Annotated in this window: 19 protein-coding genes; 10 read left to right on the top strand and 9 right to left on the bottom strand. The window is 66.0% G+C overall.

Annotated features, from left to right (window positions below; translation table 11 throughout):
- The first annotated feature begins 135 nt into the window (after nt 1–135).
- The gene (locus ACZ9AQ_RS20330) at nt 136–483 is read left to right on the top strand and encodes an RcnB family protein (protein ID WP_429206523.1); all 348 of its coding nucleotides are present in this window, start codon (nt 136–138) and stop codon (nt 481–483) included.
- Between the two features lie 246 nt (nt 484–729).
- Here ACZ9AQ_RS20330 and ACZ9AQ_RS20325 read toward each other — a convergent pair whose 3' ends face one another.
- The 5 genes from ACZ9AQ_RS20325 to ACZ9AQ_RS20305 all read right to left on the bottom strand — a co-directional run bounded on the left by ACZ9AQ_RS20325 (nt 730) and on the right by ACZ9AQ_RS20305 (nt 5,844).
- On the bottom strand, nt 730–1,965 hold the full coding sequence (locus ACZ9AQ_RS20325; RefSeq protein WP_429206524.1) for a polyhydroxyalkanoate depolymerase: 1,236 nt from the start codon (nt 1,963–1,965) through the stop codon (nt 730–732).
- A 301-nt stretch (nt 1,966–2,266) separates the two neighbouring features.
- A complete protein-coding gene (locus tag ACZ9AQ_RS20320) occupies nt 2,267–3,364 on the bottom strand; it encodes an NAD(P)/FAD-dependent oxidoreductase (protein WP_429206525.1) in 1,098 nt (365 codons plus the stop codon).
- 102 nt (nt 3,365–3,466) lie between these two features.
- Complete coding sequence (fdxA, locus tag ACZ9AQ_RS20315) at nt 3,467–3,790, bottom strand: ferredoxin FdxA (RefSeq protein WP_429206526.1); 324 nt, start codon at nt 3,788–3,790, stop codon at nt 3,467–3,469.
- A 249-nt stretch (nt 3,791–4,039) separates the two neighbouring features.
- Nucleotides 4,040–4,345 (bottom strand): protealysin inhibitor emfourin, encoded by a 306-nt coding sequence (locus ACZ9AQ_RS20310; RefSeq protein ID WP_429206527.1) that lies wholly within the window; start codon nt 4,343–4,345, stop codon nt 4,040–4,042.
- Nucleotides 4,342–5,844 (bottom strand): gluzincin family metallopeptidase, encoded by a 1,503-nt coding sequence (locus ACZ9AQ_RS20305; protein WP_429206528.1) that lies wholly within the window; start codon nt 5,842–5,844, stop codon nt 4,342–4,344. Before ACZ9AQ_RS20305 ends, ACZ9AQ_RS20310 begins: the two co-directional genes overlap by 4 nt.
- 178 nt (nt 5,845–6,022) lie before the next feature.
- Between ACZ9AQ_RS20305 and ACZ9AQ_RS20300 the strand changes: the two genes are divergently transcribed.
- Nucleotides 6,023–6,307 (top strand): polyhydroxyalkanoic acid system family protein, encoded by a 285-nt coding sequence (locus ACZ9AQ_RS20300; RefSeq protein ID WP_429206529.1) that lies wholly within the window; start codon nt 6,023–6,025, stop codon nt 6,305–6,307.
- 155 nt (nt 6,308–6,462) lie between these two features.
- On the opposite strand, the gene ACZ9AQ_RS20295 is transcribed toward ACZ9AQ_RS20300, so the two are convergent.
- Together ACZ9AQ_RS20295 and ACZ9AQ_RS20290 are read right to left on the bottom strand one after the other, a co-directional pair.
- Nucleotides 6,463–6,717, bottom strand: a complete 255-nt coding sequence (locus ACZ9AQ_RS20295) for an acyl-CoA-binding protein (RefSeq protein WP_429206530.1) — start codon at nt 6,715–6,717, stop codon at nt 6,463–6,465.
- Nucleotides 6,718–6,927: 210 nt separating this feature from the next.
- Nucleotides 6,928–7,284, bottom strand: a complete 357-nt coding sequence (locus ACZ9AQ_RS20290; protein WP_429206531.1) for an FKBP-type peptidyl-prolyl cis-trans isomerase — start codon at nt 7,282–7,284, stop codon at nt 6,928–6,930.
- Nucleotides 7,285–7,415: 131 nt separating this feature from the next.
- Between ACZ9AQ_RS20290 and ACZ9AQ_RS20285 the strand changes: the two genes are divergently transcribed.
- The 3 genes from ACZ9AQ_RS20285 (at nt 7,416) to ACZ9AQ_RS20275 (ending at nt 13,411) form a co-directional block, all read left to right on the top strand.
- Nucleotides 7,416–8,231 carry an EI24 domain-containing protein gene (locus tag ACZ9AQ_RS20285; protein WP_429206532.1) on the top strand — a complete coding sequence of 272 codons (816 nt, stop codon included), beginning with the start codon at nt 7,416–7,418 and terminating at the stop codon, nt 8,229–8,231.
- Between the two features lie 360 nt (nt 8,232–8,591).
- Nucleotides 8,592–11,912, top strand: a complete 3,321-nt coding sequence (locus tag ACZ9AQ_RS20280; RefSeq protein WP_429206533.1) for a transglycosylase domain-containing protein — start codon at nt 8,592–8,594, stop codon at nt 11,910–11,912.
- On the top strand, nt 11,909–13,411 hold the full coding sequence (locus tag ACZ9AQ_RS20275) for a TAXI family TRAP transporter solute-binding subunit (protein ID WP_429206559.1): 1,503 nt from the start codon (nt 11,909–11,911) through the stop codon (nt 13,409–13,411). Before ACZ9AQ_RS20280 ends, ACZ9AQ_RS20275 begins: the two co-directional genes overlap by 4 nt.
- 42 nt (nt 13,412–13,453) lie before the next feature.
- Here ACZ9AQ_RS20275 and ACZ9AQ_RS20270 read toward each other — a convergent pair whose 3' ends face one another.
- Entirely contained in the window at nt 13,454–14,194 is a 741-nt protein-coding gene (locus ACZ9AQ_RS20270) for a hypothetical protein (protein ID WP_429206534.1), read from the bottom strand.
- A gap of 20 nt (nt 14,195–14,214) precedes the next feature.
- Nucleotides 14,215–14,670 (bottom strand): rhodanese-like domain-containing protein, encoded by a 456-nt coding sequence (locus ACZ9AQ_RS20265; protein WP_429206535.1) that lies wholly within the window; start codon nt 14,668–14,670, stop codon nt 14,215–14,217.
- A 316-nt stretch (nt 14,671–14,986) separates the two neighbouring features.
- Here ACZ9AQ_RS20265 and glnA point away from each other — a divergent pair, with 316 nt between their 5' ends.
- From glnA to corA, 5 genes are all read left to right on the top strand, one after another.
- Nucleotides 14,987–16,402 carry a type I glutamate--ammonia ligase gene (gene glnA / locus ACZ9AQ_RS20260; protein WP_429206536.1) on the top strand — a complete coding sequence of 472 codons (1,416 nt, stop codon included), beginning with the start codon at nt 14,987–14,989 and terminating at the stop codon, nt 16,400–16,402.
- Nucleotides 16,403–16,565: 163 nt separating this feature from the next.
- Nucleotides 16,566–17,078, top strand: a complete 513-nt coding sequence (locus ACZ9AQ_RS20255) for a DUF4124 domain-containing protein (RefSeq protein WP_429206537.1) — start codon at nt 16,566–16,568, stop codon at nt 17,076–17,078.
- Nucleotides 17,075–18,178: a nitrogen regulation protein NR(II) gene (gene glnL, locus ACZ9AQ_RS20250; RefSeq protein WP_429206538.1), complete on the top strand. Its 1,104-nt coding sequence runs from the start codon at nt 17,075–17,077 to the stop codon at nt 18,176–18,178. The genes ACZ9AQ_RS20255 and glnL overlap by 4 nt, the downstream gene beginning before the upstream one ends.
- Before the next feature lie 63 nt (nt 18,179–18,241).
- Nucleotides 18,242–19,756: a nitrogen regulation protein NR(I) gene (ntrC, locus tag ACZ9AQ_RS20245; protein WP_429206539.1), complete on the top strand. Its 1,515-nt coding sequence runs from the start codon at nt 18,242–18,244 to the stop codon at nt 19,754–19,756.
- A gap of 90 nt (nt 19,757–19,846) precedes the next feature.
- Complete coding sequence (corA, locus tag ACZ9AQ_RS20240; RefSeq protein WP_429206540.1) at nt 19,847–20,815, top strand: magnesium/cobalt transporter CorA; 969 nt, start codon at nt 19,847–19,849, stop codon at nt 20,813–20,815.
- Nucleotide 20,816 lies beyond the last annotated feature (1 nt).

Here is a 20,816-nt window from a genome sequence, read left to right as displayed (position 1 = left end):
CGAGGCCGCAGGCGACCGGACGGCCGTGTGGCCAGCCCGGTCGTGCTCATCCGTTCGCTACGTGGGAGAGCGAACAGACGACTTGTCACGATCCTGCTCTACTGTCGGCTCACGCTGGATCACCGGGGATGGAACATGAACGAGTTGATTGGACCGCTGCTGTTCGCCGCCATCTTTTCGGCAGGAGATGGCTTGCTGCAGCGCGACGCCAGGGCGGATCAGGACGAGGACGCGCGTCCCGGACGCGCGCAGGCCGCGCAACTGAGTCCGACACGCTACCGCAGCGTGGAGGCGACCGGGGAAGTGCGGCGCGGCGAGCGCCTGCCGGCGCGCTACCAGGCGCACCAGCACGTGGTCGAGGACTGGCGCGCGTTGCGGCTGACGAAGCCGCCGCCCGGGCACCAGTGGGTCGATGCCGGCGACAGCTATGCGCTGGTCGCCATCGCGACCGGGCGCGTGGCGCAGGTGGTCACGGCGCACTGAAGGCGCAGCGACAAGAAAAAAGCCGTGGCATGCCACTAATACCGTTAAGTTAAGCTGAGCCAGCCATCAAATACGTCGTCCCCGCGCAGGCGGGGACCCAAGTTCTGCAAACGTCGTCGAATCGCTTGCAAGATTGGGTCCCCACCTTCGTGGGGACGACGTTTTTACGCTAACTCAAGAAGACTTTCGCCTTAACTTAGCGTAATTCGTGGCGTGCCACGGCTTTTGCGGTTTGTGGTGCCTGGTTTATCCGTTCGCGCGGATGAACTCGGTAATCTTCGGACACACGATCTCGCGCCAGCGGCGGCCCGAGAAGATGCCGTAGTGGCCGGCTTTCTCGACCACGAAGTCGTGCTTCTTGTCTTTCGGGATACTGCTGCACAGGGTCAGCGCGGCGCTGGTCTGGCCCAGGCCCGAGATGTCGTCCAGCTCGCCTTCGACGGTGAGCAGGGCGACCGACTCGATGTCTTGCGGGCGCACCAGCTGGCCGCCGACTTTCCAGGTGCCCTTCGGCAGGCTGTATTCCTGGAACACGGTCTTGATGGTATCGAGATAGTATTCGGCCGGCATGTCGAGCACGGCGTTGTATTCGTCGTAGAACTTGCGGTGCGCCTCGGCCGAATCGTCGTCGCCGCGCACCAGGTGCTGGTAGAACTCGCGGTGGCTCTGGGCGTGGCGGCCCGGGTTCATCGCGATGAAGCCGGCGTGCTGCAGGAAGCCCGGATAGACCTTGCGTCCAAAGCCCGGGTAATTGCCCGGCACCGCGTAGATCACGGTGTTCTCGAACCATGCGTACGGCTTTTCGATGGCCAGGTCGTTGACCGCGGTCGGCGATTTGCGCGGGTCGATCGGGCCGCCCATCATGGTCATCGTCCTGGGCAGCTTCGGATCCTTGTTGCTCGCCATCAGGGCGATCGCGGCCAGCACCGGCACCGTCGGCTGGCACACCGAGATCACGTGCACGTCCGGGCCCAGGTGGCGGATGAAGTCCTGCACATAGAAGACGTAGTCGTCCAGGTGGAAGGGGCCGTCGGCCAGCGGCACCATGCGGGCGTCGGTCCAGTCGGTGATGTAGACGTCGTGGTCGACCAGCAGGGCTTTCACGGTGTCGCGCAGCAGCGTCGCGTGGTGGCCCGACAAGGGCGCCACCACCAGCACCGTCGGCTGGTCGAGGGCGGCGAAGGCGGCGTCGCTCATGTCTTTCTTGAAGTGAAGCAGCTCGCAGAACGGCTTGTCGACGACGATGCGCTCATTGATCCCGATCTCTTCACCATTGATGGTGGTGGTCTTCAGGCCGAAGGCCGGTTTTTCGTATTCCTTGCCGAGACGGTACATCAGCTCGTAGCCGGCGGCGATACGTTGGGAAAACGGGGTGTGCGCAAACGGCGACACGGGATTGGAAAACAGTTTCGAAGACGCATCGGCCCACTGCATCAGCGGGGTCAGGAAGGAGCGTTGCATCTCGTGCAGTTGATAAAGCATAAAGTAATCCTTCGTATTGACACTGCGCTGATATCGCCCGCGCATAAGCTTCATCCGATTATAGGGGATTTGCATTGGCGGGTGGAAACAAGGGGTTGCGCGATCCCTTGTGCATAGTGCTCTTGTAGCATATTTACCCGGACCCGCTCCGTTGGGCGGCCCACATAAAGAAAAACGCCCCGCAGGGCGGGGCGTTTCAGGGGACTTTGTCGCCGCCAAGTTACTGAACGTGGCGCGGCAGCGTCAAACCCGGCAGGGCGATTCCTGCCAGCCGGGACAGGTTCTCTGCCGGGACAAGTCCTTAGTCGAACACCGGGGTTTCGACGCCCAGGATCTTGTGCAGCTTCGGCGAGGTCGTCGTGTACTGCATGTGGATCTTCTTGTCCGGGAAGATGTACGGCGCGGCGCCGAAGGCGGCCAGCGCGGCTTCGTGGAAGCCCGACAGGATCAGCTTCTTCTTGCCCGGATAGGTGTTGATGTCGCCGACGGCGAAGATGCCCGGGACGTTGGTCTCGAACTTCTCGGTATCCATCACCTTGAGCTGCTTGCGCTCGATGTCCAGGCCCCAGTCGGCGATCGGACCCAGCTTCGGCGACAGGCCGAAGAACACCAGCAGCATGTCCAGCGGCACGCGGCGGGTGACGCCGTCGGCGCCGGTGACCTTCACTTCGGTCAGCTGGCCGTCCTTTTCGTCGAAACCGGTCACCTGGCCGGTGATCAGCTGCATCTCGTACTCGTCGCACAAGGCCTTCATCTTGGCGACCGAGGCCGGGGCGGCGCGGAAATCCTCGCGCCGGTGCACCAGCACGACCGACTCGGCCTTGCCGACGAAGTTCAGGGCCCAGTCCAGCGCGGAGTCGCCGCCGCCGCAGATGACGATGTTCTTGCCTTCGAAGCGTGCCGGATCCTTGACGCGATAGAACAGCTGCTCGCCGTCGTACTTGTCGATGCCGTCGACCTTGATCGTGCGCGCCTGGAACGAACCGACGCCGGCCGCGATGAAGATGGTCTTGGTGATGAACCGGGTGCCGGTCGAGGTCTCGACGTTGAAGCGCTGGTCTTCGCGGCGCTGGACGGTCGTGACTTCCTGGCCCAGGTGGAAGGTCGGCTCGAACGGTTCGATCTGCTTGAGCAGGTTGTCGGTCAGTTCCTGGCCGGTGCACACCGGGACGGCAGGGATGTCATAGATTGGCTTGTCCGGATACAGTTCCACGCACTGGCCGCCGACGGCGGGCAGCGAATCGATGACGTGGGCCTTGATTTCGAGCAGGCCGAGTTCGAACACCTGGAACAGGCCAACCGGGCCCGCGCCGATGATCACGGCATCCGCTTCGATGGCGCCGGCGAACGAACTGTTGGGAGCGATGCTGCCCGCTTCGTGGGTGGCACTGATAGTCATGCGCTTACTTCCTGTGATTTTTGATTGGTGAGGCGATGGCAGCCAGCACTGCCATGCAGAACGACCCCGGGCCGGCGCCGAACGGGCGGCGCAGCGGCGGTATCAGCGGGCCAGTTGGTCGAGCTTTTCCTTGACGTCTTTCCAATCGTCCGCGTCTGGCAGGGCCGGCTTGGTCTTGGTGATCGACGGCCAGAAGCGCGCGAGATCGGCGTTCAGCTTGATGAACTGCTGTTGGTCGCTAGGCACGTCTTCTTCGGCATAGATCGCATTCACCGGGCACTCGGCGACACAGACGGCGCAGTCGATGCACTCGTCAGGGTCGATGGCGAGGAAATTCGGGCCTTCCCGGAAACAATCTACCGGGCATACATCGACGCAGTCAGTGTAACGACAACGGATGCACGATTCGGTGACAACGTGGGTCATAACAGTCCTATCAATTGGTGGGATGTCGCGTCGCCGGGCGCGTGACGGGAATTACCCGAAATTGGCCGGCCGGACAGAGCAAAGCACTGTATTTTAGGGCAATTCGGCTTTTCTCACAAACTCGCCTATATACACAATCTACATAAGCAAATGAATGAAAAATCCGCACGAGCGTGCGGTTTTTTTGGCTGTCAAGCTGCCCTGCGTTGGTCGTTGACCGGGATAAACAAACCACCCCGGCAGGTAACGTCACGACCGTGCGTGACCGCCAGATCCGGCCCCGCCGGCCCGGCGCAGGTAGTCGAGCAGGTGTTGCCACTGGCCGCCGCTGCCGTCCTCGTGCAGGGACACCGTGTGGCAGCGCTCGCCGTCCTCGACCGTGATTTCCCAGCGCGGCAGGTCGGCGCCGACCTGGCAGGCGGGGGCGGCGCCGAAGAAGTCGAGGCGCCGCAGCAGCGTCTCGAGCGCCGGCCCGTCGGCCAGGCGGGCCGTATCGAGCTCGTAGGATTCGGCCAGCCCGGCAAAGCCGCCGCAGGCGCGGGCGCTGATCTTCATGCCAGCATCGACGGTTCGGCGGACGAATCGGACGGGGAGGCGGACGGGCCGGGCAGCGCCGGCCCGTGGCGGCCATGCTCGAAGCACCAGCGCGCCAGCAGGCGCGCCTCGCCATCCAGCACGCGCTCGGCGCAATCGTATTCGGCCAGCTGCATGGTGCCGCAGCAGGCGCGCCGGTCTTGGCGCGCGCCGGGGGCGTCGCAGACCCGCGCCGCCAGGGGCAGCCCGGGAACGAAGGACGCCGCCGCGTCGGGGGCGCCGCCATGGCCGGCCTCGACGACTTCGCGCCGGCTGAACTGGTGGCGGATGGCGTCGGCATAGGCGGCCGGCCTGCCGTCGCTGGTGACGGCCTGGAGCATGGCGTTGACCACGTCGGCATAGGTGGCGGCTTCGTCGGGCGCCGCGATCAGGGCGCGCAGCAGCACGCCGCTCAGGTAGCCGGCCACCCGGTGCAGGACGGCGGCGCAGTCTTCGCGTCCGGGATCGCGCTCATGTGCGAACAGGTCGGCCAGCACATCGTAGACGGCGCCGGTGAACACCTGCGAGATGGCGTGCACCTGGGTGCCGGCCTCGCTCAGCTTGAGGTCGTTGTCGGCATTGCGCAGGCCGGTGCTGTTGCCGAGCGCCAGCCCGAACTGCTCGGCGATGTCGGTCAGGAAGGATTTGTCGTGCAGGTCGGCCTTGGTCTGGGCGATCACCGCTTCGCACTGGTCGAGCTGGGACAGGGCCAGGAAGATCGCGGTGAGGTCGCCGAAGGCTTCGTGCAGGCCGCCGGTCTGGGGCGGGGCGTCGGCCTGCAGCCAGCGCGGCTTGATGCCGTCGAGCACCGCGTGGGCGGTCTCGTGCGACACGATGTCGAGCGAGCGGCAGGTGAACACCCGTTCGCTCGCGCCGTTGGGAATGAAGTCGCCGAACTTGAGGCAGGCCTGGTTGCGGCTGTAGAAGGCGTTCATGACGTTCGGCAGGCCGTGCGGGAAGACCAGCAGCGGCTGCGTGTCGGTACTGCTGTTCCATTGCCAGGGCAGCGGCATGGCGCTGCCGGCGGCGGCCAGGGCGCGCTGGTACATGGTGAGCGTCTGGCGCACCACGACGAAGGTATGGACGGCGTCGAACTGCGGCGTGTCGGGCTGGGTGACGAAGTCGCCGAAGGCATTGGGCTCGACCGCAGGAATGCCCGGCTCGCCGGGGGCGATGCGGGCGTCGCGCGGGCCGGCCAGCACCACGCCGGGCAGGAAGGCCTTGCGGGTGCCGATTTCGCTGACCGAGGGATCTTGCTTCCAGATGAGGACGCGGGCGCCGAAGGCGTGCGGCGGTGGTTCAGTGGCCGATGGCGCGGCCGGATCGGGGAGCTCGGGTTCTTCGAGCAGGCGCGCGGCGCGCTGCTGCTGGCGGTAGGGGGCGCTCGGGGTGGGGACAAAGCGCACCGGAGGCTGCGCGACCGGCGGCGCATCGGGGTCGCTCGGCAACAGGCGGTTCGGCTGCACGACGGGGCTTTCCATATTGATTCCTCGCGTAAATGACGGGCTGGCGCCTTCATCCTCGCGCTCCCTGCTGGGCACGCTTTGATACCCGTCAAGCCTGTGTGCGCTCGGGCTGTTGTAGCGAGCTCTGGCATAGCCCGGCCGCAACTGGCATCATGGCGGATTGTTTGCAATCGATTCAGGAAGGATCAGTCAGATGGCGGAAATCAGCATCGTCCAGCAGCACAGCCTGAGCCCGGACGCGGCGCGTTCGGCGGCCGAGAAGGTGGCGCAGCGTATCGCGGCCGAATACGGGCTGGAATGCAAGTGGGACGGCGATGTGCTGCGCTTCGAGCGCAGCGGCGTGGAGGGCATGTTGACCCTGGAAGACCGGCGCGCCGCGATGCGCATCCGCCTGGGCTTCTTCATGGGCGCGTTCGCGCCGGCCATCGAGGCCAAGGTGGCGGAAAAGATGCGCAAGACCTTCGCCGCCGCCGCGTAGGGTCGGCGGCTGCGCCGCCGACGCGGTGATGGTTGGCGGCGAGATCATCCGGCGCGGCGCCGGAGCGGCTGGCAATCGCCGCGTCGGCGGGAAACCCGCCGACCCTACCGGTGCGAACCTGGATAGCGATCAATCCGTGGCGAACGATCAGCCCTTCAGCCCTTCAGCTCGTCGATCAGGTCGACGTACTGCTGCTGGGCTTCCTCTTGCGAGGTGCCCTTGAGGCCGGCCCAGGCGTCGTACTTGGCGCGCGCCACGAAATCGGTCATGCCAGGACGCTCGCCGCTCACGTCGCCGCTCGAGCCCTGCTTGAACAGCGCGTAAATCTTCAGCAAGGTCATGTTGTCGGGACGCTCCGACAGGTTCTTCGAATCGATCTGGGCCTGGTTGAACTGTTCCTGCAAGCTCATGGAAACTCCTGTGATGGTTGATTGCGATATTGTCGCTAGGACAACGCGGCAGGCATCTTAGCCCAGGAGACGGGCGGGCGCGGGACATCGGGCCGCACTTTAGAGGAGATGTTCAAAAGCCGGCGCCAGGACGGCGCACGGAGAAACCGTCGCCCCATGCGCCGTCACGGACGGCGCATGGGGCGCGTTTTACTTTTCAATCACCCGCGCTCAGACGGCCAGCAGGTCGACGTCGAAGATCAGGGTGGCGTTCGGCGGGATCACGCCGCCGGCGCCGCGTGCGCCGTAGCCCAGGCTGGCCGGGATGGTCAGGCGGCGCGAACCGCCGACCTTCATGCCCTGCACGCCTTCGTCCCAGCCGCGGATCACGTGGCCGGCGCCGAGCGCGAACTCGAACGGGTCGTTGCGGTCCTTGCTCGAATCGAACTTGGCGCCCAGGCTGCCGTCGTCGTTGCGCAGCCAGCCGGTGTAATGCACGGTGACGTGCTGGCCGGCCTTGGCCTCGGCGCCGTCGCCGGTGACGAGGTCTTCGTATTGCAGGCCGGAATCGGTGGTGATGGTGGACATGGTCTTCCTTGTTGTTCAGATAGAACGACGATTGTAGTCCATGGGTCCGGAAAGTGCCATCACGTAAAATGGCGGCATTGATCCCATCCCGCCATGCCATCAGGAGAAACCATGCTGCAAAGGAAAGCCCGATGAACGGTGTATTGACTGCCTGCCGGCGCGCCTTGCGCGCGCAGTTCAGCGGCCGCATGCTGCTGCTGTCGCTGGCGCCGCTGCTGCTGGCGCTGAGCCTGTGGAGCGTGGGCATGTGGCTGGGCCTGCAGCCGCTGCTCGACTGGCTGCACGGCATGTTCGTCGAGTACGGCGGTTTCGAGACCAGCGGCAGCATGCTGGAGATGGTCGGCCTGGGCATGCTCAAGGTGATGGTGGTGCCGCTGCTGGCGATCGTGCTGCTGCTGCCGCTCAAGATCGGCTCGGCCCTGCTGTTCGTGGGCGTGGTGGCGATGCCGGCCATCGAAGCCTATGTCGGCAAGCGCCACTTTCCCCAGCTTGCCAGGAAGGAGGGCGGCTCCTTCTTCGGCAGCGTGGCGATCAACCTGGGCAGCGTCGCCGTGTTCGCCCTGCTGTGGTTGTTCACCCTGCCGCTGTACGCGGTGCCGCCGCTGGCCTGGCTGGTGCAGGCCAGCCTGTGGGCCTGGGTGACGTCGCGCGTGATGACCTACGACGCGCTGGCGGCCCACGCCACCCAGGCCGAACGCCTGGCGCTGATGCGCCGCCGCCGCCCGGCCCTGCTCGCCATCGGCTTCGTCACCGGCCTGGCCGGCGCGCTGCCGGGCATCGTCTGGATGGGCGGCGCGGTGCTGTCGATCGTGCTGTTCCCGATCCTGGCCCTGGTGTCGCTGTGGCTGTACGTCATGATCTTCCTGTTCGCCGGACTCTGGTTCCAGTATTACTGCCTGCAAGCACTGGAAGAACTGCGCGCGGAAGCGGCGACGCAGCCCGCGTGATCCCCTTTTCGACATGGATCAAACTTGGCTGTGCACCGAAGGCATTTCCAGCGCGTTAAATATTGGTAGCTATAACTACCGGGGGTGCTTGCTTGAATTGCACGCTTCAATATCACTCAGCCAAGACCTCGTTGTTTTTTTGCGAAAATATTCCAAGCGCAGCAAATTTGTTAAACGGCGCCTCGCGTAGGACGTATTGATGTGGTGGAATATTGCCTACGGATGGTGCGGTCTGGAGTGGGATCGCACCGTACGCGAACTAACAAAGATCACGATCACTCGAACGGACCAGCAGCACCACGGATGGCGAGCAGGTTGGCGGGGATTGCTAGCGTTTTGATTCAGACCGGTTAAGCCATCATGGAAAGTATTCGCCGTCAACGACGGCCAAGCAATGTGTCCGACAAACGTGCCGCCAACGAGCGCAGTGAGCCGACCTTCGAGCCGAGCTTCGGCGAGGCGGTCGCGACTTCCGCGGCGCCGGAGGGCGCCAGTGCCGCGAGCGCGGCCGTGGAGGGCGCGCCTGCGCTCGCGGCCGGCGGCAATGACGTCCCCCTGTACGAAGCCTTTCCGCACCTGGCGGGCAACGGCGGCATTCCCGCCGGCCCGGCGGGCGAACCCGGCGACGACGAGCCAGCCCCGCGCAAGCGGCGCTGGAAGCTGTGGCTGGTGCTCGGCCTGCTGGCGCTGACCGCGCTGCTGGCGGCCTGGGTGGTGCTGGAGACGCGCACCTCGCGCCTGCAGGCGAAAATGTTTGCCGACATGGCCAGCGAGCTGACCTTCCGCATGGAAAACGGTCCCAGCGAGGCGATCCGCTTCCCGGCCGCCAGCCCGTATGACACCCGGCTCGGCTATGCCGGCCTGCCGCGCTACCTCGAGCGGCTGCAGACGCGCGACTATGCGATAGCAAGCCAGGCGCGCATCTCGCCGCAGATGCTCAAGATGGCCGACCTCGGCCTGTATGCGACCTACCACGAGAAAACCAAGGTCGGCCTCGAGATCCTCGATTGCCGCGCGCAGCCGATCTATACCTCGCGCTTCCCCGAGCGCTTCTACGACAAGTTCGACGCCGCGCCGCCGCTGTTGGTGCAGAGCCTGCTGTTCATTGAGAACCGCGAACTGCTCGACGCCAGCAATCCGCGCCGCAACCCCGCGGTCGAATGGGACCGCTTCTCGAAGGCGGTGTTCGACAAGAGCCTGTCCAGCGTCGGCCTGGGCGGCGCCGGCCGCGTGGCCGGCGGCAGCACGCTGGCGACCCAGATCGAGAAGTACCGGCATTCGCCTGAAGGTCGCACCAGCTCGACCACCGACAAGATCATCCAGATGGCCTCGGCCACCCTGCGCGCCTACCAGGACGGCGAAGACACCACCGGTGCGCGCCGCCAGATCGTGCTCGACTACCTGAACACGGTGCCGCTGTCGGCCAAGTCCGGCTATGGCGAGGTGAACGGCATCGGCGACGGCCTGTGGGTCTGGTATGGCCGCGACTTCGCCAAGGTGAACGAGATGCTGAAGGGCCCGATGACGAGCCCGGACGCCGTGCTGGCCTACAAGGAAGCGCTGTCCCTGATGATTGCCCAGCGCCGCCCGGCCTATTACCTGGGCGCCGGCGAGCCCGACCTCGAAATCCTGACCGACAGCCACCTGCGCGTGCTGGCCCAGGCCGGCGTGATCTCGCCCCAGCTGCGCGACGCCGCCCTGAGCGCCAAACTGCAGCCGGCCCTGCACAGCGGCGTGGCGCCGCCGCCGGCCGACGCCTTCGTGTCGCGCAAGGCGGCCAACGCGGTGCGCAACCACCTCGGCTTCCTGATCGGCGACACGCGCCTGTACAACGTCGACCGCCTCGACCTGTCGGTGGTCTCGACCCTGGACGGCACTGCCCAGCAGGCGGTGACGGCGGCCCTGCGCCAGCTGTCCGACGCCGAGCACGCCAAAGCGGCCGGCCTGACCGGCAAGGGCATGCTCGGCAATGGCGACCCGGCCCAGGTGGTGTACAGCTTCACGCTGATGGAGCGGGGCGAGCACGTCAACTACCTGCGGGTCCAGACCGACAACTACGACCAGCCGCTCGACATCAACGAAGGCGCCAAGCTCGACCTCGGCTCGACCGCCAAGCTGCGCACGCTGGTGACCTATCTCGACATCGTCGACCAGCTGCACAAGCGCTTCGCGCCGCTGGACAAGATCGGCCTGCACGGCGTCGAGGTCGATCCGAAGGACCGCCTGTCGCTATGGGCGCTGGAATACTTCCAGACCCTGCCGGACGGCGCCGACCGCGGCCTGAAGCCCATGCTCGACGCCGCCATGGCGCGCCGCTACTCGGCCAGCCCCGGCGAGCGCTTCATGACCGGCGGCGGCCTGCACACGTTCGGCAACTTCAGCAAGCTCGACGACAGCAAGATCATGGACGTGCACCAGGCCCTGCGCCAGTCCACGAACCTGGTGTTCGTGCGCATGATGCGCGACGTGGTGCGCTACTACATGTTCCAGCTGCCGGGTTCCTCGGCCCAGCTGCTGGCCGACGCCAACGATCCGCGCCGCGCCGCCTACCTGGCGCGCTTTGCCGACAACGAAGGCAAGGATTTCCTGGCCAAGTTCTGGAACAAGTACAAGGGCAAGACCCCGGCGCAGATCGAAGCGCTGCTGTTCTCCGGCGTGCGTCCGCTGGCCTCGAAGCTGGCCGCGGCCCACCGCACGGTGGCGCCCAACGCCACGCTGGACCAGTTCGGCGCCTTCATCCACGCGACCCTGCCGTCGGCCAACGAGGTCGATCCGGAACGCATCCCGAAGATGTACGAGATGTACGATCCGCGCAATATGTCGCTGGCCGACCGCGGCTACGTGGCCTCGGTGCATCCGCTCGAACTGTGGCTGGTGAGCTACCTGCGCACCCACCCCAAGGCCACCTGGTCCGAGGTGACGGCGGCCAGCGTCAAGGAGCGCCAGGAAGTCTACCAATGGCTGTTCAAGACCAGCCGCAAGAACGCCCAGGACAAGCGCATCGCCGGCCTGCTCGAGGTCGAGGCCTTCCTCAAGATCCACGCCCAGTGGAAAAAGATGGGCTACCCCTTCGATTCGCTGGTGCCGTCGTACGCGACCACGCTGGGCGCCTCGGCCGACCGTCCGGCCTCGCTGGCCGAGCTGATGGGCATCATCGTCAACGGCGGCGTGCGTAAACCCATCGAGCGCATCGATTCGCTGCACTTCGCCAAGGACACGCCGTACGAAACCCTGGTCAAGCGCAACAAGGGCGGCGGCAAGCAACAGGTGCTGGCGCCCGAAGTCGCGCGCACCGTGGCCGACGCCATCCAGGGCGTGGTCTCGGACGGCACCGCCAAGCGCGTCAAGACCGCCTTCGTGCAGGCCGACGGCAGCGTCATCGCGCTGGGCGGCAAGACCGGCACCGGCGACCAGCGCTTCGACGTGTATGCGCGCGGCGGCCGCCTGGTCGAATCGCGCTACGTGAACCGGTCGGCGACGTTCGTGTTCAATATCGGCGAACGCTTCTACGGCAGCATGACGGCGTATGTGCATGGCCCGCAGTCGGAACACTACGACTTCACCAGCGCGCTGCCGGTGCAGCTGTTGGCGACGCTGGCGCCGAGCCTGATGCCGATGATCGAGCCGGCGCCGCCGGGCGCGACGCCGGCGGCGCCGGCCCAGCGCCAGTGCGTGCGCTGAAGCCAGGCCGGGGCGCGCGCGGCGGCGCGCAGGTGAAAGGCCTGCGCGCGCGCCTGCAGAATTTCAGCATCGTCTCGCTGCGCGACCTGGTCGTGGCCTCCGGCCCGACCATCCTGCTGGTCGGCGCGGCGCTGCTGCTGGCCTACTGGTGGGTCGATCCGGCGCCGCCGCGCAGCCTGCGCCTGGCCACCGGCCAGGAAAACTCCGCCTACGAAACCTTCGGCAAGCAGTACGCCGCCGTGCTCGCGCGCGACGAGATCAAAGTGACGCTGGCGCCGACGCTCGGCTCGCGCGACAACCTGCGGCGCCTGCTGGCGGGCGAGGCCGACGTCGCCTTCGTGCAGAGCGGCTCGACCGACGGCGAGACGATGAACGCCGATGCCGGGGACAGCGCCGGGCGCCAGGACCTGGTGTCGCTGGGCAGCCTGTTCACCGAACCGGTGTGGCTGTTCCTGCGCGCGGACGCCGACATCACGAAGCTGACCGACCTGCGCGGCAAGCGCATCAACCTGGGCCCGGAAGGCACCGGCGTGCCGCGCCTGCTGCGCCAGGTGCTCGACGCCAACGGCATCGCGCCGCTGGAGGTGCGCATCGGCGACCTGGCCGATACGCCGGCCACGGTGGAGCTATTGGCGGGCCGTATCGACGGCCTGGTGTTTGCGTCGGCGCCGGAAGCGCCGCTGATCCAGATGCTGCTGCAGACGCCCGGCGTCAAGCTGTTCGACTTCGCCCAGGCCGAGGCGTACACGCGGCGCCTGCCGTTCCTTACCCACGTGGTGCTGCCGCGCGGGATCGTCGACCTGGGACGCAATATCCCGGACCAGGATTACCACCTGATCGCGCCGACCGCGACCCTGGTGGCGCGCGAGGAAATCCATCCGGCCCTGGTGGGCCTGCTGGTGAAGGCCGCCACCGAGATCCACGGCGGGGCAGGCTGGTTCCAGCAGCAGGGCCAGTTTCCGTCGCCCAAGTACACCGAGATCCCGGTGGCGCCGGAAGCCGCGCGCTACTACCGCGACGGGCCGCCCTTCATGCAGCGCTACCTGAGCTTCTGGCTGGCCAACCTGGCCGAACGCCTGTGGGTGGTGGTGGTGGCGCTCACCGCGCTCCTGATTCCGCTGTCGAAGATCGTGCCGCCGATCTACGTGTGGCGGGTGCGCTCGCGCGTCTACCGCTGGTATGGCGAATTGCGCGCGATCGAGCAGGCGTTCGAGGACAGCGGCGCGGCGCCGGACGACAAGGTGCGCACCGACTTGCAGCGACGCCTGGACAGCCTCGAAGACCGCGTCAACCACATCTCGGTGCCGCTGGCCTACGCGGACGAACTGTACCGGCTGCGCAGCCATATCCACCTGGTGCGCGAACGCGTACGCGGCTGGCAGCAGGATGGCGCGGCCGGCGACGCGGACCGAGAAGCAGACGGAGAAGCGAACCGAGAAGCAGGCCGCGAAGCAGACCAACACGCAGCGCCGGGCCATCCGGCGCGCGGAAACGGCTGATTCGTCCGCTGCCTGCGATCCCCGGCCCGATTAGGCCCAACCCTAGCTGACCCGTTCGTTGCGACGGCGCGGGACGCCGCGCTCGTACCATGCCGGCGCCCCGGGAACGAGCGCTGCGCGCACCTCGCGGCGCAGGGTGGTGGCGGGAATCGCGTCGGCCGCCAGCCGGCGCAGGCGCCGCACGTCGGCGTGCCGGCCGCGCGCCGCCAGCACGTCCAGGATGGCGTTCACGTCCTGCACATAATTGTGGATTTCGGCCGGAATGCTGGGCGCGCCGGTGAACCGCTGGCGGCGCGCGCGGAAGGCGTCCATCAGGTAGTCGGCATGCTGGCGGATGTTTTCTTCCGGGTTCGGCATCAGGCGTTCGGCCAGCGCGGCGTCGCCGGCGGCGATCACCTGCGGCAGCACGACCCGGATGCAGGAAGCGGCCAGCGCCGGCGCCAGCGCTTCCAGCTTCACGAACAAGTCGCGCGTGCGCACCGGCTGGTCGCACGCATGGTCGATCGAGACCACGTCGAGCAGGTGGTCGCGGTTGCCCTGGCCGGCCAGCAGCAGGGCGGTATTGCGCTCGCGTACCGCTTCGAGCGCCACCGCCGCCGGCGGATGGGCCTCGGCCAGCATGGCCCAGTCGGCCAGGGCGTAGGAACGGCGCACGCCTTGCAGGGACGGGTCGTGTTCGAGCGCGTGCTCGTGGAACCAGGCCAGCGCTTGCAGCGCGGCGTCGTAGCGGCCCTGGTCGGCCAGTTCTCGCGCCGTCGCCAGGCGTTCGATGGGGGTGCTCATCCCGACACCGGGCTGCCCGCTCATGCCCCGACCCACGGCAATCCCGCCTTGCACCAGCCGCCGATCGTCTTGCGATGGCCTTCGCCATCCTTGTCGCCCTCGAAGCCCTCGAGAATGTCGAAGGCGTTCGCATAACCGAGTTCGGTCGCCACGCGGGCGCTGTGGCGCGAGCGCACGCCCGAGCGGCACAGGAACAGCAGGGTGTCGTCCTTGTTCGCCACGCGTTCGAGCTGGGCGCCGAAGTCCGGGTTCGGCACGCCGCCCGGATAGGTGGCCCACTGCACCGCCGCGTGCTGGGCGTCGGGGATGGCGACCCGGCCCACCCAGTCGCGTTCGGCATTGGTGCGCACGTCGACCAGCTTGACCTTCGGGCTGCTTTTGAGCAATTCGAACGCCTCTTGCGGGGTCACTGCACCGGCATAGGGCTGGCCTGCGCCACGTTGGCGCGCTTCCTCGAGAATATTTTCTATCGTCATAATGTTGGTTCCGTTTTTGGGCATTCGGTTGCGCTGCACCACGATGGATCAGTGTATCCTGCTCTGGAATGGTGCATCGGCATGTTTTTGCACTTGATTGGTGCATCCAGTCTGCACTGACAATCTTTCGGCAAGTCTGCCGATCGACGCGATTTTATGGGTAAACTGGCCGGTCCCCCAAGAGCGATTTATGCATGGCCTCATGCAAACGAGATGGCACGGGGTGTGTCACCAAGTTGGCATGCTTCCTGCTTCAACATGATGCAAGTTGTCGGTCTCAGGACGCGACATCCTTTTTTCAATTAGGAGATTCCGAATGGCAAAGTCCGCCGCAGATGTAATGCAACTGGTCAAGGATAACGAAGTCAAATTCGTTGATTTACGCTTCGCCGATACCCGCGGCAAGGAACAACACGTCACGGTCCCGGTGTCGCACTTCGACCTGGACAAATTCGAATCCGGCCACGCCTTCGACGGTTCGTCGATCGCCGGCTGGAAGGGTATTGAAGCCTCGGACATGCTCCTGCTGCCGGACCCGAACACCGCCAACCTCGATCCGTTCATGGAAGAGACCACGCTGTTCATGCAGTGCGACGTCATCGAACCGTCGGACGGCAAGGGCTACGACCGCGATCCGCGCTCGATCGCCAAGCGCGCCGAAGCCTACCTGAAGTCGTCGGGCATCGGCGACACCGCCTACTTCGGCCCGGAACCAGAATTCTTCATCTTCGACTCGATCCGCTGGAAGATCGACATGTCGGGCTGCTTCGTCAAGATCGATTCGGACGAATCGTCGTGGGCGACCGACAAGGAAATCGAAGGCGGCAACAGCGGCCACCGTCCGACCGTCAAGGGCGGCTACTTCCCGGTGCCACCGGTCGATTCGTTCCAGGACATGCGCTCGGAAATGTCGCTGATCCTCGAATCGATGGGCATCCCGGTCGAAGTGCACCACCACGAAGTGGCCGGCGCCGGCCAGAATGAAATCGGCACCAAGTTCTCGACCCTGGTCGAGCGCGCCGACTGGACCCAGAACATGAAGTACGTGATCTGGAACGTGGCCCACAGCTACGGCAAGACCGCGACCTTCATGCCGAAGCCGATCAACGGCGACAACGGCTCGGGCATGCACGTGCACCAGTCGATCTGGAAAGACGGCAAGAACCTGTTCGCCGGCGACGGCTATGCCGGCCTGTCGGAAACCGCGCTGTTCTACATCGGCGGCATCATCAAGCACGCACGCGCGCTGAACGCGATCACCAACCCGGGCACCAACTCGTACAAGCGCCTGGTGCCCGGCTACGAAGCCCCGGTCAAGCTGGCCTACTCGGCCCGCAACCGTTCGGCCTCGATCCGCATCCCGCACGTGGCAAACCCGAAAGGCCGCCGCATCGAGACCCGCTTCCCGGATCCGCTGGCCAACGTCTACCTGTGCTTCGCCGCGCTGATGATGGCCGGCCTGGACGGCATCCAGAACAAGATCCACCCGGGCGAAGCCGCGACCAAGGACCTGTACCACCTGCCGCCGGAAGAAGACAAGCTGATCCCGACCGTCTGCGCCTCGCTCGAGGAAGCGCTGGAAGCGCTGGACAAGGACCGCGAGTTCCTGACCCGCGGCGGCGTGTTCAGCGACAGCATGATCGATGCCTACATCGAGCTGAAGATGAACGAAGTGCAGCGTCTGCGCATGACCCCGCACCCGGCCGAATTCGACATGTACTACTCGTCGTGATCGGTTGATCAATACTGTTGTGCCTGCGCATCGCCAAGCTTGACGGCGATGCCACGAAACGCGGGGAAAGCCATGGCTTTCCCCGCGTTTTTTGTTGCTTCGGGTATAGTCGGGCGCGACTACAATGCATCTTCCCGCTGATGCAAGCTACCGAGTGATTGGAATGACAAACATCGTTTTTCACGGCGCCGTGGCCATGTTCGCCCTGCTGTTTGGCGCCTCGGCCCAGGCCCAGATCTACCGCTGTCTCGATGCCAACGGCCGCCCCCTGTACACCGACACCAAGGTCGGCAAATGCCAGCTGATCGACACCGGCTACAGCTCGCCGCCGGCTTCGGCGCCGATCCCGGCCCCGCGTTCGTCCGGCGGGTCGGGTTCGGCCAGCTCGCCGAGCCCGGCCGCCGCCAGCGCCCCGTCGGGTTTCCCGCGGGTGGACAACGTGGTGCAGCGCGCGCGCGACCAGGAGCGGCGCGACATCCTGGGCGACGAGCTGCGCATCGAGGAACGCAAGCTGGCCGACCTCAGGAAGGAATTCAACAACGGCGAGCCCGAGCGCCAGGGCAACGAGCGTAACTACGCCAAGTACCAGGCGCGGGTGGCGTCCCTGCGCGACGAGATCAACCGGACCGAACGCAATATCGAGGCGCTGCGGCGCGAGATCGGCAATATCAGATGACCCTGCCACCTTTGAACGACGCCTCCGCCTTTGACGCGGGCGATCCGGCGCGCTACGCCGGCCTCGACCTGCTGGCCTCGGCCGTGCTGCTGACCGGCGCCGACGGCGAAGTGCTGTATGCGAACGCCGCCGCCGAGAACCTGATGGAGCTGTCGCTCAAGTCGCTGCAGCGCCATCGGCTGCCCGAGCTGTTCCAGAACGGCGCCGAGCTGGCCGCCCTGATCTGCCAGGCGCTGGCCCACCATTACGCCGACCTGCGCCAGGACCTGACCCTGCAGCGCAACAACCGCGAGCCGCTGCACGTGAACAGCATCGTCAGCGCGCTGGGCGACGGCACCCTCCTGATCGAGCTGCGCGAGAACGTGCAGCAGTTGAAGCTCGACCGCGAGGAGCGCATCCTCGACCAGAGCCAGGCCAACAAGGAACTCATCCGCAACCTGGCGCACGAGATCAAGAACCCGCTGGGCGGCATCCGCGGCGCGGCGCAGTTGCTGGAACTCGAACTGCCGCCGCACCACCTGCTCGAGCTGCAGGAATACACGCAGGTGATCATCAAGGAAGCCGACCGCCTGCAAACCCTGGTCGACCGGTTGCTGGCGCCGCACCGCAAGCCCCACATCGTCGGCGACGTCAATATCCACGAGGTGTGCGAGCGGGTGCGCAGCCTGATCCTGGCCGAATTCTCGCAGGGCTTGACGATCAAGCGCGACTACGACGCCTCGATCCCGGAATTTCGCGGCGATTTCGAGCAGCTGATCCAGGTGGTGCTGAACATCGCCCACAACGCCGCCCAGGCCCTGGCGAGCCGCATGGCGCAGGGCGACGCCGAGATCACGTTACGCACCCGCGTGGCGCGCCAGGTCACCCTGGCGAAGGTTCGTTACGGGCTGGCATTAGACTTGCATATCATCGACAATGGACCGGGCATCGCGCCCGATATCCGCGACCGCATTTTCTATCCGCTCGTATCCGGGCGCGACGGCGGGAGCGGCCTCGGGCTGACGCTGGCGCAAACCTTCGTGCAGCAGCACCTGGGGGTGATCGAGTGCGAAAGCCGGCCTGGACTGACGGATTTCCGTATCCTGCTGCCCCTGCCATAAGCGCGGGCGAGCGGGGCGCCGACCAGTCCTTTATTGAATCCATGTTGCGGGAAGCACGAATACATGAAACCAATCTGGATTGTCGACGACGACGCATCGATTCGCTGGGTGCTCGAAAAAGCCCTGGCGCGCGAAAGCCTGGAGACCCGCAGCTTCGCCAACGCGCGCGAGGCCCTGACCGCCTTCGAAACCGACACCCCGCAGGTGCTGGTGTCGGACATCCGCATGCCGGGCGAATCCGGCATCGACCTGCTGCAGGCCGTCAAGGCCCGCCATCCCGGCCTGCCGGTCATCATCATCACCGCCTTCTCGGACCTCGATTCGGCGGTGTCCTCGTTCCAGGGCGGCGCCTTCGATTACCTCGCCAAACCCTTTGACATCGACAAGGCGGTGGCGCTGATCCGGCGCGCCCTGGAGGAAAGCCTGCGCGAGGCCAGCGTCGAGGCGCTGCCGGCCGAGACGCCCGAGATCCTGGGCCATGCGCCGGCGATGCAGGAGGTGTTCCGCGCCATCGGCCGCCTGTCGCAGTCGAACGTGACCGTGTTGATCACGGGCGAATCGGGGACCGGCAAGGAACTCGTGGCGCGCGCCCTGCACAAGCACAGCCCGCGCGCGCAACAGCCCTTCATTGCCCTGAACACCGCGGCGATCCCGAAGGACTTGCTGGAATCGGAACTGTTCGGCCACGAGCGCGGCGCCTTCACCGGCGCCCAGGCGATGCGGCGCGGCCGCTTCGAGCAGGCCGAGGACGGCACGCTGTTCCTGGATGAAATCGGCGACATGCCGTTCGATCTGCAGACCCGGCTGTTGCGCGTGCTGTCCGACGGCCACTTCTACCGCGTGGGCGGCCACCAGCCGGTGAAAGCCAATGTGCGCGTGATCGCCGCCACCCACCAGAACCTCGAGCAGCGCGTGCGCGACGGATTGTTCCGCGAAGATTTGTATCACCGCCTGAACGTGATCCGCCTGCGCCTGCCGAGCTTGCGCGAGCGCAGCGACGACATTCCGGTCCTCACGCGCCACTTTCTGGTGCAGAGCGCACACCAATTGGGCGTCGAGCCGAAGCGCATGAGCGAGCAGGCGATGCGTTTCCTGGCCGGCCTCGAATTGCCGGGCAACGTGCGCCAGCTGGAGAACCTGTGCAACTGGATCACCGTGATGGCGCCCGGCCAGACGGTCGAGATCAAGGACCTGCCGCGCGACCTGACCCAGGGCCAGGCGGGCGCCGGCGCGAATCCGGTGCCGCTGGCCGACGGCGTGGTGGGGACGGGCGCGTTGCCCGTGGCCGGCGCCGGCGTGGGTGCGGGCGGGTATGTGATGCAGGCCGCGGCGCAGGCGCCGGCTTCGCCCGATGGCTGGATCGACCTCCTGGAGCTGCAGGCCGCCGGCATGCTCAGCGCGGGGCAGATGGACGTGATGGACATCCTTGGGCGCCAGTTCGAATCGGCCCTGATCAGGACAGCCCTCAAGCATACGCACGGCCGCAAGAACGACGCCGCGATGCGGCTCGGGATCGGGCGCAACACCATCACGCGCAAGATCGTGGAACTGGGGATCGACGGCGCGCGCGAAGAATAGCCTCGTCGTCAAGCCTGGTGGTGAAAAGGGCGGCCGGTGGTGTAAGCTCCAGCATCGCCTGCTCTACCTTTTCACCTCATTTTTCACCCCATGCTGATCAACTGCGTCGCCTACCAGGAAGGCAAGAAACTATCCGATATCCCGGTCGAGGATATCAGCGAATACCTGAAACAGGACGACACCTTCGTCTGGGTCGCCCTGCGTGATCCGGCGAGCGCCGACATCGCCCTGATGCAGGAAGAATTCGGCCTGCACGAACTGGCGGTGGAAGACGCGATGCGCGGCCACCAGCGGCCCAAGCTCGAGGAATACGGCGACTCGCTGTTCGTCGTGGCCCAGATCGTGGAGCTGGCCGGGGACGAACTGAACGTCGGCCAGCTGGCCGTGTTCGCGGGCGAGAACTACGTGCTGTCGGTGCGGCGCGACGCCAGCCAGGGTTTCCTGGGCGTGCGCGCGCGCGCCGAGCGCGAGCCGCATCAACTCAGGAAGGGCGCCGGCTTCGTGCTGTACGCGCTGGTCGACGCCGTGGTCGACCGCTATTTCCCGGTGGTCGACATGCTCGAATCCGAGCTCGAATCGATCGAGGACCACATCTTCGGCATGCAGGGCAAGCAGCGCGCCAACGTCGAGCGCCTGTACGAACTGAAGCGCAAGGCGCAGATACTGCGCCACGCCGCGGTGCCGCTGATGGACGCCGTCGGCCGCCTGTATGGCGGCCGGGTGCCGGGCGTGGTGGCCGAGACCCAGGATTACTTCCGCGACGTGCACGACCACCTGTACCGCATCGCCGGCCGCCTGGACGCGGTGCGCGACACGATCAACACCGCGATCCAGGTGACGCTGTCGATGGTGGCGATCGAGGAGAACGAAGTCAGTAAAAAGCTGGCATCGTACGCCGCCATCTTCGCCGTGTTCACGGCCTTCGCCGGCGTGTGGGGCATGAACTTCGAGCTCATGCCGGAGCTGAAGTGGAAGTGGGGCTATCCGCTGGCGCTCCTGACCATGGTGGGCGTGTGCGCCTACCTGTACCGCCGCTTCAAGAAGGCCGGCTGGCTGTGAT

The sequence above is a fragment of the Massilia sp. UYP34 genome (assembly GCF_056279385.1).
This window is presented reverse-complemented; position numbering and strand designations above follow the sequence as displayed.